Source organism: Xanthomonas sp. XNM01 (assembly GCF_014851915.1).
Lineage (GTDB): Bacteria > Pseudomonadota > Gammaproteobacteria > Xanthomonadales > Xanthomonadaceae > Pseudoxanthomonas.
Map to the genome: position 1 here is coordinate 60,363 of NZ_JACVAP010000008.1, position 13,717 is coordinate 74,079.

Annotated in this window: 11 protein-coding genes and 1 pseudogene; 3 read left to right on the forward strand and 9 right to left on the reverse strand. The window is 68.2% G+C overall.

Translation table 11 applies throughout. The annotated features are described in order from the left end of the window. Positions 1–711: 711 nt before the first annotated feature. The 3 genes from cls to IB242_RS19635 all read left to right on the forward strand — a co-directional run bounded on the left by cls (position 712) and on the right by IB242_RS19635 (position 3,663). Complete coding sequence (cls, locus tag IB242_RS19625) at positions 712–2,160, forward strand: cardiolipin synthase (RefSeq protein ID WP_192283504.1); 1,449 nt, start codon at positions 712–714, stop codon at positions 2,158–2,160. Positions 2,161–2,620: 460 nt separating this feature from the next. Then, positions 2,621–2,899: a hypothetical protein gene (locus IB242_RS19630; RefSeq protein ID WP_192283506.1), complete on the forward strand. Its 279-nt coding sequence runs from the start codon at positions 2,621–2,623 to the stop codon at positions 2,897–2,899. Then, positions 2,896–3,663, forward strand: a complete 768-nt coding sequence (locus IB242_RS19635; RefSeq protein ID WP_192283508.1) for a pyridoxine 5'-phosphate synthase — start codon at positions 2,896–2,898, stop codon at positions 3,661–3,663. Before IB242_RS19630 ends, IB242_RS19635 begins: the two co-directional genes overlap by 4 nt. Before the next feature lie 928 nt (positions 3,664–4,591). Here IB242_RS19635 and IB242_RS19640 read toward each other — a convergent pair. From IB242_RS19640 to gyrB, 9 genes and pseudogenes are all read right to left on the reverse strand, one after another. After that, a pseudogene (locus tag IB242_RS19640) lies at positions 4,592–4,768 on the reverse strand (AAA family ATPase); the annotation flags it as partial. Between the two features lie 207 nt (positions 4,769–4,975). Further along, on the reverse strand, positions 4,976–5,389 hold the full coding sequence (locus IB242_RS19645) for a biopolymer transporter ExbD (RefSeq protein ID WP_192283510.1): 414 nt from the start codon (positions 5,387–5,389) through the stop codon (positions 4,976–4,978). Positions 5,390–5,392: 3 nt separating this feature from the next. Beyond that, positions 5,393–5,818: a biopolymer transporter ExbD gene (locus tag IB242_RS19650; protein ID WP_192283512.1), complete on the reverse strand. Its 426-nt coding sequence runs from the start codon at positions 5,816–5,818 to the stop codon at positions 5,393–5,395. A 48-nt stretch (positions 5,819–5,866) separates the two neighbouring features. Then, positions 5,867–6,622, reverse strand: a complete 756-nt coding sequence (exbB, locus tag IB242_RS19655) for a TonB-system energizer ExbB (RefSeq protein ID WP_192283514.1) — start codon at positions 6,620–6,622, stop codon at positions 5,867–5,869. 78 nt (positions 6,623–6,700) lie between these two features. Next, positions 6,701–7,375, reverse strand: a complete 675-nt coding sequence (locus IB242_RS19660; RefSeq protein WP_192283516.1) for an energy transducer TonB — start codon at positions 7,373–7,375, stop codon at positions 6,701–6,703. 133 nt (positions 7,376–7,508) lie between these two features. Next, complete coding sequence (locus IB242_RS19665) at positions 7,509–8,687, reverse strand: tetratricopeptide repeat protein (RefSeq protein WP_192283518.1); 1,179 nt, start codon at positions 8,685–8,687, stop codon at positions 7,509–7,511. A 110-nt stretch (positions 8,688–8,797) separates the two neighbouring features. Next, entirely contained in the window at positions 8,798–9,610 is an 813-nt protein-coding gene (locus IB242_RS19670) for a M48 family metallopeptidase (RefSeq protein WP_192283520.1), read from the reverse strand. 76 nt (positions 9,611–9,686) lie between these two features. Further along, entirely contained in the window at positions 9,687–10,502 is an 816-nt protein-coding gene (locus IB242_RS19675; protein ID WP_192283645.1) for a type II CAAX endopeptidase family protein, read from the reverse strand. Between the two features lie 76 nt (positions 10,503–10,578). Further along, positions 10,579–13,044: a DNA topoisomerase (ATP-hydrolyzing) subunit B gene (gene gyrB / locus IB242_RS19680; protein WP_192283522.1), complete on the reverse strand. Its 2,466-nt coding sequence runs from the start codon at positions 13,042–13,044 to the stop codon at positions 10,579–10,581. Between the last annotated feature and the right edge of the window lie 673 nt (positions 13,045–13,717).

Consider the following 13,717-nt stretch of genomic DNA (forward strand, 5'->3'; position numbering starts at 1 on the left):
GCGTGTCGCGGTCAGGACCGGCATCGCGTCCGCTCGACCCGTAGCGGCTGCAGACATCCACGCGCGTGCCGGTCATCGCGTCCGACGGCGAAGCGGGATACGACGAGGCGCGATCGCCGGAAGCCGCGGACGGCATCGGGGGCGACCGGCCGGCGCGATGCGGCGCCCGTGGGCACGGCCGTGCGTTCTGCCATCGTGATCCGAAGCGGGCAGGAAAGGCCGCCACGGCGATCGACCTGCCACGTCGCTGTCCCGCCACTTCTGCGTCTCGGCTTCGCTGCAGGGACATCGCACCGGACCGCCATGCGGCCGCCTACCGACCGGTCGCCAGGCCGGTCGACGATCCCCGCGTTTCGCGGATCGCCTGGCCCGGATCGCGCCGATGCAATCCGGCGCGGCCTTCCGGGACGCCAGCCCAGCGGGCGGCCGGCGCCGCGCCCTGTCGTTGACGACCGCCCGTGGCCCGGGCACTCACCCGCTTCGTGCGATGTCGTCCCGGAAGCACGCCATCGCGGTCCCGGCATCCGGGCACCGGACCGGCACCAGCGCGGCCAGGCCTGCGCGCGCCCGTGCCGCATTGCCTCGCGTCCTTCCTCGTCCTTCCACACAGCCGATGTGACAGGCACACCCGGAGACCTGCCTGCAGCAGCGTCCCGGCATCGGCCGCGCCGTGCCATCGCCGGCATCCGGCCGGCACTCTAGAATCGGCGGATGCCCGAGCCGCTCATCGACGCCTGGAACCAGCTGGTCGACCTGTCCAACCTGCCGCTGTATCTGGTGCTGGCCTGGCTGGTGTACATGGTCTGGCTCAGCGTCTGGATCGTGCTGCAGAAGCGCGAACCGGTGGCCACCCTGAGCTGGCTGCTGTCGCTGGCGGCGCTGCCCTACATCGGCTTCCTGATCTATTTCCTGCTGGGCCCGCAGAAGATCAAACGCCAGCGCCTGCGACGCGGCCGCTCGCGCTCGGGTCTGCAGCACTTCTCCAGCAGCTGCCCGCCCGACGACGGCGCCTGCGGCGAGCTGGCCCGGCTCGGCCAGGCCAGCACCGGGCTGCCGATCTCTTCGGCGACCCGGCTGGACTGGCTGGTCGACGGCGCCGCCACTTACGATGCGCTGCTCGAGGCAGTCCGCACGGCCAGGCACCACGTGCACCTGGAGTACTACATCTGGACGCCGGACCACTGCGGCACGCTGCTGCGCGATGCGCTGATCGAACGCGCCCGGGCCGGCATCAAGGTGCGCCTGCTGCTGGACGCGGTCGGTTCCTCGCGCGTGCGCCGGGCGTTCCTGCGGCCGCTGCTCGAGGCCGGCGCCGAGTTCGCCTGGTTCCATCCGACCAGGCTGCGTCCGTTCCGCCGGCCCTGGGTGAACCTGCGGACCCACCGCAAGATCGTCATCGTCGATGGCCGGGTCGGCTTCAGCGGTGGCATCAACGTCACCGACGAGCAGGACGAACGCCGCAACATCCGGGCCTACCGCGACCTGCATGCGCGGATCGAGGGCGCGGTGGTGCGCAGCCTGCAGCTGGTGTTCGTCGAGGACTGGGTCTATGCCGGCCGCTGCGATCCCAAGGCATTCAACGCGCCGGAGTACTGGCCGGACGCGCCACGCGGGCCGGTCGATGCGCAGGTGCTGGTCTCCGGGCCGGATTCGTCGTGGGAGGCGATCCACCGCCTGCACGTGGCGGCCATCCACGAAGCCAGGCGGCGGGTCTGGCTGGTCACGCCCTATTTCGTGCCGGGCGAGGCCGCGCGCATGGCGCTCACCTCGGCGGCGCTGGCCGGCTTGGAGGTGCGTCTGCTGGTCCCGCGGCGCAGCGACTCGCTGCTGGTCACGCTGGCCGCACGCTCGTACTTCGACGAACTGCTGCATGCGGGCGTGCAGGTGTACGAGTACGCACCGCGGATGCTGCATACCAAGGCGATGCTGACCGACGACGAGCTGTGCGTGGTCGGCAGCGCCAACTTCGACCAGCGCAGCTTCCGCCTCAACTTCGAAGTCTCGATGCTGGTCCGCGACACGCGTGCCTGCGCGGGTCTGGCGCAGCTGCTCGAACAGGAATTCGCCGACGCCCGCCGGGTGTCCCTCGATCGGCGCCAGGGCCTGTGGCGCCACCGGCTGCCGGAGGCCTTCGCGCGCCTGCTGTCGCCATTGCTGTAAGTCGCGGCCCCGACCGCTGGGGCGCGTCCACTGGCGATGCAGGCGTGTCATGTCGGAGACCAGGCGCCTGATTACGGTGCGCCCAGCAGACGCATTCCGCCGCGGATGTGATGCCGGCGCACGACGCGGTCCGGCAGCGCAGCGACGGCGAACAGCAGCTCCATGCGCCAGGGTGCCGCGCAACCGCGATCGGCCGGGCGCGGTGCCGGGTCGCCTGCCGCGAGGAGTCCGGCCTGCCCAGGTCACTGCGCAGCCGAAGACGGTCACCTGCGTCCAGCCCGGGAACCAGGCCTCGCCGTCGGCTCCTGCGGCGGCGGCTCACGCGCTGCACGGTGCGCTGGAAGTGCGCCCTCTCGACGGACGGTCGCGCGGCGCGATGCGTGGAGCCGAGCGCGGACGGCCAGCAGGCATCATGGCGCCATTCACGGCCTTACACTGGGCCCACCTCCGGGAGATTCCGATGCACTGGCTCTACCTGCTCCTCGCGTTCGGCACCCTGCTGCTGGCGATCTTCTCCACCAGCGGCACCCTGATCGCGCTCTGGCTGGTGGCCTCGCTCGTGCTGCTGCTGGCGTGGGCGCGCGGCTTCTATCTGGACCGGGTCGGCGGGACGGAACAGGATCCGTCCACGATGATCGATCCGGTCGAACTGCGCCGCCTGCGCGAGCTGGCCGAGGCCCGCCGCCAGCAGGCCCGACAGGCCGTGCCGGGCGCAGGAACGGAGCCGCCGCAGGCATGACCCGGCTCAGCGTCAACGTCAACAAGATCGCAGTGCTGCGCAACTCGCGCGGCGGCGGCGAGCCCGACGTGGTCCGCGCGGCGGCGGCCTGCCTGGAGGCCGGCGCGCATGGCATCACCGTCCATCCGCGGCCGGACCAGCGGCATATCCGGGCGGACGATGTGCTGGCGCTGGCCGGACTCACCGCACGGCACCACGTGGAACTCAACATCGAAGGCAATCCGTTCGCGCCGCCACGCCCCGGATATCCCGGCCTGCTGGCGCTGTGCGAGCAGGTGCGCCCGGCGCAGGTCACCCTCGTGCCCGACGACGATGGCCAGCTGACGTCCGATCACGGGTTCGATTTCGAGCATCACGACCAGGCGCTGGCCGACCTGATCGCCGCCTTCAACGCACTCGGCGCGCGGGTCAGCCTGTTCGTCGATGCCGGCGTGGCCGGACTCGAACGCGCGAGGGCGATGGGCGCGGCCCGGATCGAGATCTATACCGGACCGTTCGCGGCAGAGGCCGCCACGCAGCCGCGGCAGGCCGACGCGCTGGCCCGCTGCGTGCAGACCGCCCGCGATGCGATGGACGCCGGCCTCGCGGTCAACGCCGGCCATGATCTGGCCCAGTCCAACCTCGGCCTGTTCCTCGCCACCGTGCCGGCCGTGGAGGAGGTCTCGATCGGACACGCCCTGATCGGCGAGGCCCTCCATGCCGGGCTGGGCGACACCGTGCGTGCCTACCTGGACATCATCTCTCGGGTACATCGCCCGGCCTGAGCCGCATGCCCGCGGCGCGCAGACCTGCTCTGCGGTGCCTCGGCCTGTTCCCGGCCAGCGTGCCTGCGTTTGAAGAAGTCGCGATCGGACACGCCCTCGTCGGCGAAGCCCCCTACGCCGGGCCTGGCGACACCGGGCACGCTACCCGGACATCATCGCGCCGGTGCAGCGCCCGACCTGACCCGTGCACTCGCGGTACAGCCAACCTGTTCTGCGGCGCCTCGGCCTGTTCCCGGCCAGCGTGCCTGCGTTTGAAGAAGTCGCGATCGGACACCCCCTCGTCGGCGAAGCCCCTACGCCGGGCTTGGCGACGCCGTGCGCGCTTACCCGGACATCATCGCGGTGCATCGCCCGACCTGACCTGTATGCTCCCGGCGCACGGATCTGTTCTGCAGCGCCTCGGCGTGTTGCTCGCCAGCGTGCCGGCCATGGAGAAGGTCCCGAACGGATGCGGCCCTCCTCGGCGAGCCCTTCATGGCGGGCTTGGCGACACCGGGAGCGCCGACCTGGACATCATCGCGGTGCATCGCCCGACCTGACTTGTATGCTCCCGGCGCACGGATCTGTTCTGTAGCGTCTCGGCGTATTGCTCGCCAGCGTGCCGGCCATGGAGAAGGTCCCGACCGGATGTGGCCCTGCTCGGCGAGCCCTTCATGGCGGGCTTGGCGACACCGGGAGCGCCGACCTGGACATCATCGTGCGGGTACATCGCCCGGCCCGAGCGTGGTGCGCGCGAGATGCGGACGGAGCTGTTCTGCGGCGCATCCGCATAGGCACGTTCAACGTCACCCGGTGATGTCTCGGCGAATGCCGCACGGGAGGCATCATGCCGCTCGAACAGACGCGCTGGTTCCAGCGCCGGGCCAGCGGTGTGTGGTGTGCCCGTTACGACGAACCAGTAGGGACCCAGTGTGTCGCTGCGTTCGCCGGTCCGGGTCAGCCCGGGTGCGCGCTCGACCAGCACATGGCCGTCGGCCAGCAGCGCGATCAGGAGCCGTTCGACCAGGGCCGACTGGCCGACGATCGTGGTGGAGCGCTGGCTGATCAGGGCCAGGAAGGCGGCATGCAGATGACCGTCGCCGGACGGTGGTGGCGTCGTGTCCATGTCCCGATTCCGGCCCTGAGGCAGCGACCGTACGGGCAACGTCGACTGCCGACCGCTGGCGCGCCGGATCCTGCACGGCGTCCGCTGATGCCGCGAATCGCCACCGATAACGAAAGACACACACACGAACACGCCGCCCGGAGGCGGCGTTCTCGTTCCAGCGCATCCATCGCTCCGCTGCAGGGGGAGCGATGGCGCGACGGGGTCTTACTGGTTCACGAACTCGATCTTCTTCATGTCCGCGTTCTTGGCGGCTGCCAGGACCTTGGCCATGGTTTCGTACTGCGAGTCGGCGCTTGCGTCGATACGCAGGCTCGGCTGATTGGTCGGGTCCTTCTGGACCTCGGTCTCCATCAGCTGCTGCAGGTTGTTCACGGACACCGGGCCGTTGTTCCAGAACACCTGGCTGCTCGCGTCGACCCGCAGGTCGATCGGCGGCGGCGGTTCACGCAGCTGCGGCGGCGGGTTGATGACCCGCTGCGGCAGGGCCACGTCGATCGGATAGGTCATGATCGGCGCGGTCACGATGAAGATGATCAGCAGCACCAGCATCACGTCCACGAGGGGCGTGACGTTGATGTCGGCCATGGGGCCCTTGTTGGAACCGGAACTGAAAGCCATGGCTTACGGACCCTTCTCTTTGGTTGCAACGAAGCCGATGTCCAGCATGCCCTGGTTCTGCGCGATCTTCGTGATCTCGTTGATCGTGCCCATCCGCGTGGTGCGGTCACCACGCAGATTCAGCGGCGGCTGGGGGGTCTGCTGCGCAACGCTCGACAGACGCGATTCCAGGATTTCCTTGGTGATCGCCTCGTCGTTCCAGTACAGGGAACCGTCCTCCTTCACCGCGAGGGTGATCGGCGGAGCGCGCTTCTCGGCTTCCTCTTCGTTGCGATCGAGGTTGGCCTGCGGAAGCTCGACCTGAACCTTGTGCGACATCAGGGGCGCCGTGATGATGAAGATGATCAGCAGCACCAGCATCACGTCCACGAGGGGCGTGACGTTGATGTCGGACATGGGTCCGCCGCTGTTGTCCGAACTGAAGGCCATGCTACGGGCTCCGTTGTCTGTCCTGGAACGACGCTTCTAGACCGCGACTCAGCGAACGCGCGAGCCGGTGGCGAAGAAGTCGTGCAGATCGTGCGCGAACGAATCGAACTTGGCGATCGTGGCGCTGTTGATCTTGCTGAAGAAGTTGAAGGCGAACACGGCCGGGATCGCGACGAACAGACCGATCGCGGTCATGATCAGCGCTTCACCCACCGGGCCGGCGACGGCGTCGATCGAGGCCGAACCGGTCGCACCGATGCTGATCAGCGCGCCGTAGATGCCCCACACCGTACCCAGCAGACCCACGAACGGCGCGGTCGCACCGACGGTGGCGAGCAGGATCATGCCGGACTGCAGGCGGGCGCTCTCGCGGGTGACGGCCTGGCGCAGGGCGCGGTCGACGAACTCCGAACGGGTCAGGGTCTCGCCCAGGCCGGTGCTCGCGCCTTCGGTGCGCTGGTGGTGGGCGGCAGCCTGGGCAGCGTCCAGGGCGATCTTCGAGAACGGCTCGCTACGCGGCTGCTCTTCCATCACGCGGATGGCTTCCTGCGCATTCGGGGCTTCCCAGAACGAGTTGACCACGCGGTCGGCGGCCGACTTCAGACGCGAGTTCTTGATCGTGTTGAAGATGGTCCAGTACCAGGAGGCAGCGGACATGAACACCAGGCAGAGCAGCACGATCCAGGAGACGGCGAATTCGCCCGGCTTGGCGGCCATCTCCGAGATCATGTGGTCGAAGCCCATCTTCGAGAGGCCCGAAGCGTTGCCCCCAGCAGCGGCGGCGATGAAGAGTTCCTGCAGCATGACGCTTACCTTTGTTTGATTAAGGAGATTAAAGAGGCGGAAGACCTTGGGCCCGGTTCCGCCCGGGGACAACTTTGATCAATTCAGGGTGAAATTCACCGGGACGCGCACGCGGCCTGCGGCGGGGTTGCCACTGCTGTCCTTGCCCGGGTTGAAGGTCCAGCGACGAGCGGCTTCGATCGCGGCGCGGTCGAGGTCACGGTTGCGGCTGGACTTCTCCACCGACACGTCGGTGACCTTGCCCGAGGCATCCACGGTGATCACCAGGATCACCTCACCCTCGATGCCCGAACGGGCGGCGGCGGGCGGGTAGCGCGGCGGGTTGCGGTTCTTCGACGAGATGTCGACGCTGGCCTCGATGCTGGTCACCGGGGCCGGCGGAGCCGGCGGGGCCGGTTCCTGGTACACGTCGGTCGGACGCGGTTCGGCGACGTCGATCGGCGGCGCTTCCGGCGGCGGCGGCACCGGCGAGGGCTTCGGCGGCGACAGCTCCTTGATCGGCGGCGGCGGCTTGTCCTGCGGCGGCGGCGGCGGCGGCGGCGGGGGTGGCGGCGGCGGGACGTCGACCAGCGTCACGATGATGTTGCGCTCCTGCTCCACGGCGGCCTTGGGGGCCACGGCGGGAATCAGCAGGAGCATGAGCGCGGCAAGATGCAACGCGATCACGAACGCAATACCAACGATACGCGGCCAGCTCAGCCCGCTGTCTTCGTTTTCTTCGTAGTTCCTGTGAACGATCAGCTGTTCGGTCATGCGCCAGAGGCTCTGTGTGGGGCAGGGCTCCGAGATCGGATCCCGGGTTCACGCGGCGATGACACCGCAGGAACCGCCAAGCATATACCAATACCGTACCGCTGTGCCTAGGGTACGGCGCGATTCTCGAAAATTACTTCAAGTTGATGATTTTCTTGGCATCTTCCGGCTTGCGCACACCCTTTGCGAGCGCCTGCTGGGCTGCCTGGCGGGCTTCCGGAATGCGGTTTTCGCCGTGCAGGACGCGAGCCAGGTTGAGGTAGGTCTCGCCATCATTCGACAGCGGCGCCGCCTTCTGCCAGGCATCGATCGCCTGCGGGATCTGATCGCTGTAGTAATACGACTGCGCCAGCGCCAGATACGTCTGGTAATCCTGCTTGAGCACGCCCTTGGAGATGCCTTCGTTGATGACCGCGATGACGTCCTTCTCGCGCCCGTCCATGTTGGCGTAGGTCACGTAGAGCTGGCGGTACTCGCGCTCTTCGGTGAGCTGGCCGGCGGCACGCAGCTTCTCGAGCACGGCGGCGGCCTTGTCCATCTGCTCGGCCTGTGCATAGACCGAGGCCAGGTTCATCTGCGCGCGCTTGTCGTCCGGCGTCTTGGCTGCCAGCTGCTCGGCAACGGCCAGCGCCTGCGGGATCTGCTCGGAGGACAGGTAGCTGGCCATCAGCATCTGGGTCCAGCTGGCCGGTGCGTCCGGGTTGGCGTCGATCGCCTGCTTCAGGACCGGGATCGCATCCTGATAGCGCTCCTGCTGGTACAGGGCCTGACCCTTGAGCACCAGGTCCTCCGGCTTCTGCGACTTGGTCTCGGCCAGGTACTTGTCCAGCGTGGCGACGCCGGCATCGAGCTCGTCGTCGGCCAGCTGCAGCTGGGCCAGCATCATCATCGACTGGTAATGGCCGTTGTTGTCCAGGCCATTGGCGTCGATCGCACGCTGCAGGTAGCTCTTCGCGGCGGCGGTGTCGTCCTGGTTGTAGGCGGCCTGCGCGGCCAGCTGGGCGGCGATCGCGATGTCGTACGCGCCCGCGCCTTCGGTCGCGAGGATGTCGTCGGCCAGCGTGCGGACCTCGGCGTCCTGGCCGTCCTTGTTGTAGGCGGCGAACAGCTTGGAGATCTTCGAGTTCAGGCGGCTGGACGGCTTGGCCGCCGGCTCGGTGCGCGTCGCTTCCGGATAGCGCACCTCGGCCTTGGTGCTCTTGCCGCGGCTCGAACGGGAGGACTGGGCTGCCGCGTCAGCGACGACCACACCACCGAGTGCGGCGGCGATGAAGATCGAGAGAAGGGCTTTCTTGCTGCTGCGGGAACTCATGGATCACCTCGTGCAAGCCGCGCTGGAGCGGCGACGGAATTTGGGCAAGCGCGCAAAACTATCAGAAGTTTCTTACGTTGGTAAACGTTATCGGCTGAAGGAAATCAGCATTATTGTTTGCTGCAGCGCGGCAAATTCCCGGCTTTCCTGGCTTCCTGGTAGATCGGCTGCAGCGACGGCGCCCGCTGCTGCAGGGCGTGGATCCGGTTCTGCGGGTCGGGATGTGTCGACAGCAGCTCCGGCGAACGACCACTGCTCGAGGCCTGGACCATGTTCTGCCACAGGTTCACCGCCTGCGCCGGATCGAAGCCGGCCTGCGCCATCAGTCGCTGGCCGATCTCGTCGGCCTCGGTTTCCTGGGTACGCGAGAACGGCAACAACAGACCGAGCTGGGCCGCCATGCCGCCCCCTTGCGTGACCAGGTCGGACCCGGCCTGACCGTAGCGCGCGCCCGCCAGCGCACCGACCACGGACAAGCCCATCGAGGTCGCCTGCTGGCGCGAGACGCGCTCGTTGGTGTGCCGCGCGTAGACGTGGCCGATCTCGTGGCCCAAAACGGCAGCCAGCTGGTCCTGGGTCTTGGCGACGGTGAACATGCCGGTGTGCACGCCGACCTTGCCGCCCGGCAACGCGAATGCGTTCGGACTGTCGTCGACGAACACCACCGTTTCCCAGGGCAATCCCTGCCAGTCCGGCGGCAGATGCTTGACCAGCGCGCCCACGACGCACTGCACGTACGCGTTCTGGGTGCCATCGCGCCCGACGGTCTGCTTGGCCTTCATCTCGTTGAAGGCCTGCGCGCCCATCGTGTTGAGTTCGCTGTCCGAGAACGCGGTGTACTGCTTGCGTCCGGTCGGCGACGTCGTCGTCGCGCACGCTGCCAGCACGGCCGTTGCCGCGGCAGCAAGTATCCAGCGTTTCATCGATCCCACCCTCGAGGTTCCGGGATGGATTCTGGTCAATCGGTGCTTAACTTTTCGTCAAGCGGCCCGGGGGCGTTCAGCCCAGCCCATGGAACGCCAGCGCCAGTCCGTTGTTGAGCGCGTGCGCGGCGATCGGTGCCCACAGGGTGCCGGTGCGCCAGTACAGCCAGGCGAAGAGCGCGCCCATGCCGCCATACACCAGCCAGAGCTGCAGTACCGCCAGCGGGGCGTTGGCGCTCAGGCCCGGCACCTCGTGGATCAGCGCGAATGCCAGGCTGCTGAGCACCAGCCCCAGCCAGGGCCGTCCGGCGGCGACGAAGCGGCCGAACAGCACGCGTCGGAACAGCAGTTCCTCGTAGAGCGGCGCCAGGACTACGGCGAACAGGACCAGGAAGACCGGCCAGCGCTGCACCGCTTCCTCGACCATCGCCAGGTTGGTGGGCACCGGCTCGCTGCCCATCAGCCGCGCCAGGTGAGCGATCAGACCACTGCCGACGAACGCCGCCACGCCGACCAGCACGGTCCAGCCCCAGGTCGCGCCGCGGCGCGCCGCGGTGAAGGACGCAGCGCGCTCGGCCGCATCGGCACGACGCCGCCAGAGGTACAGCAGCAGCGCGGCGGCCGACATGCTGATCAGCGCCATCAGCATCTGCGCCAGAGCGCCAGGTTGGCCGATGCCTGCGGCCAGGCTGGCCGGGTCCTGCACCTGTCCGCCGGAGGCCATGCCGATCAGGAAGGCCTGGTAGAACGCCCAGACCACGCCGGCGGCGAGGCTGACACCGAGCACCACGGCGATCGCGATCACGCCATCGAGCGCGAATGCGCCCAGCAGCGGGCCGGTGGCGGGCCGTGACGGGAGCGATGCGGGAACGGGCGGCGGCGTGGTGTCCAGAAGCGTGGGCCGTGCGGAAGAGTGGAAGACGCGCGGCGCGGCAGCATCGGCTGCCGCGTCCACGTGGAACGCGCGCTCAGACGTCGAGGTTGGCGACCTTCAGCGCGTTGGTCTCGATGAACTCGCGGCGCGGCTCGACCACATCGCCCATCAGCGTGCTGAAGATCTGGTCGGCGGCGACGCCGTCCTCGATCCGCACGCGCAGCAGACGCCGGGTGTCCGGGTTGACCGTGGTGTCCCACAGCTGCTCCGGGTTCATTTCACCCAGACCCTTGAAGCGCTGGATCTGGCGGCCCTTCTTGGCCTCGTCCAGCAGCCATGCCTGGGCTTCGGCGAAGCTGGCCACCGGCTGGGTCTTGTTGCCACGCACCACCTGCGCGCCGGCGCGGACCAGGCCATGCAGCAGCGCCGCCGCATCGCGCAGCGGACGCAGCTCGCCGGTCTCGAAGATCGAGAACGGCAGTACCTGGAGCAGTTCCTCGCCCATGTGGCGGCGGGTGACCTGCAGTGCGGCCGGACGCGCATCGGTGGCCGGCATCAGCTTCAACGCGAAGCGCGGGCTGCCGAGCTTGCCGCGGTTGAGACGGGCTTCCAGCGCCTGCAGTTCATGCAGCTCGTCGGTGTTCTCGGCCAGATGCGCGGCATCGAGCGGAGTGAAGTCGATCAGCGACTCCAGCAGCAGCGGATCGAAACGGTGGCTGTTGCGGGCGATCGCCTCGCGCGCGCCGGCATAGGCCAGCAGCAGCTTTTCCAGTGCCTCACCGGTAATCGGCGGCTCGTTCGCGGCCGGCACCAGCCCGGCGTTGTCGACCGCGCTGCTCGCCAGGTAGCTGTCCAGCGCCTCGTCGTCCTTCAGGTACAGCTCCTGCTTGCCCTGCTTGATCTTGTACAGCGGCGGCAGGCCGATGTAGACGTGGCCGCGCTCGAGCAGTTCCGGCATCTGCCGGTAGAAGAACGTCAGCAGCAGGGTGCGGATGTGGGCGCCGTCGACGTCGGCGTCGGTCATGATGATGATGCGGTGGTAGCGCAGCTTGTCCGGGTTGTACTCGTCGCGGCCGATGCCGGTGCCCAGTGCGGTGATCAGCGTGCCGACCTGGTCGGACGACAGCATGCGGTCGAAACGCGCACGTTCCACGTTGAGGATCTTGCCGCGCAGCGGCAGCACCGCCTGGTTCTTGCGGTTGCGGCCCTGCTTGGCCGAGCCGCCTGCCGAGTCGCCCTCGACAATGAACAATTCAGAAAGCGCGGGATCCTTTTCCTGGCAGTCGGCCAGCTTGCCCGGCAGGCCGGCGATGTCCAGCGCACCCTTGCGGCGGGTGAGCTCGCGCGCCTTGCGCGCGGCCTCGCGTGCACGCGCGGCGTCGACGACCTTCTCCGCAATGATGCGGGCTTCGTTCGGGTGCTCCTGCAGGAACTCCTCCAGGCGCTGGCCGAAGGTGTTCTCCACCGCCGGCTTGACCTCGGAGCTGACCAGCTTTTCCTTGGTCTGGCTGGAGAAGCTCGGGTCCGGCACCTTCACCGACAGCACCGCGATCAGGCCTTCTCGCATGTCGTCGCCGGAGAAACCGACCTTGGCCTGCTTGGCCAGGCCGTTCTGCTCGATGTAGCTGCTGATCGTGCGGGTCAGCGCGGCGCGGAAGCCGGCAAGGTGGGTGCCGCCATCCTTCTGCGGGATGTTGTTGGTGAAGCAGTACATCGTCTCCTGGTAGGAGTCGGTCCACTGCAGCGCCACCTCGACCACGATGCCGTTGTGCTCGCCGGTCACCGAGATCACGTGCGGATGCAGCGGGGTCTTCAGCTGGGCAAGATGCTCGACGAAGCTGCGGATGCCGCCTTCGTAGTGGAAATCGTCGCGGCGGCCTTCGCCGCGCTCGTCGACCAGGACGATCTTGACGCCGGAATTCAGGAACGACAGCTCGCGCAGGCGGCGGGCCAGGATGTCGTAATGGAACTCGACGTTGTTGTGGAACGCGGTGACCGACGGCCAGAACCGCAGCGTGGTGCCGCGCTTGTCGGTGCTTTCCAGCTGCTGCAGCGGGCCAAGCGCAGCGCCGTTGCTGTATTCCTGCTGGTAGTGCGCACCGCCCTGGAAGATGTCCAGCAGCAGCTTTTCCGACAGTGCGTTGACCACGCTGACGCCAACGCCGTGCAGGCCGCCGGAGACCTTGTAGCTGTTGTCGTCGAACTTGCCGCCTGCATGCAGCACGGTCATCACCACCTCGGCGGCGGAGACCTCGCGGCCGAGCTTGGCGCTCATCTGCGCGTGCTTGCCGGTCGGGATGCCGCGACCGTTGTCGGACACCGAGACCGAGCCGTCCTCGTGGATCGTCACCGCGACGTGATCGGCGTGGCCGGCCAGGGCTTCGTCGATGGAGTTATCCACCACCTCGAACACCATGTGGTGCAGGCCGGTGCCGTCATGCACATCGCCGATGTACATGCCGGGTCGCTTGCGGACAGCCTCCAGGCCTTCCAGGGCGGTGATGCTGTTGGCGTCGTAGTTGCCGTTGCCGGGGGGGGAACTCGGAGTCTGTTCGCTCATGCCTTCGCCGTGCTCGTGGCCCGCGCCGCGGACCGGGGACGGTCGCGGGCGCGTGGCGCCAGGGGTGACGGGCGATTATAGCAGTCCGCCCCCTGCCCGCTCCGACCCGTCGCTGCAGGCCGCACAGGGGGCCACAGGCGCGTCGCGGCCCCGTCCTGGTGCCGGTCGGCCATGCGGCACAGCCTGCAGCCTGTCGTACGCCAGACTGCGAGCAACCGGCATCCACGGCACCGCTGGCCAGCGCTGCCGGCGCATGCGCGCAGTGAAACTGCCCGTTTCACGTGGAACCTGCCACACCCCAGCTGCCGGCAGCGCACGATGGCGTATTCCTGTCAGGAAGCAAAGCCTGCTTGGGGCTGGGCACGCCCTTGTTGGATCGCAGAGGCATTGCCGCCCACCTGCCGCGGGCGGCAACGCTCATGTGCCGTGGCCGGACCAACCGCAATGGGCCAAATCGAGCCCGCGCCGCGCAAACGCGGACGAGGCGACAACGCGGCTGAGACAGTCGCAGGACCCTGACCAGCCATGGGCTCCATTGACCCGCGATGGCCGGCTAAGCCCGCGGAACGGCCGAGGGGGCGTCGTCCCCGCTGGCATCCCCTCTCCACTTCCGCTGCTCGGCAGCGAATCCGGAGGTTTCGATGCGGTAAGCCGGCGGCGCCCGGCTGGCATG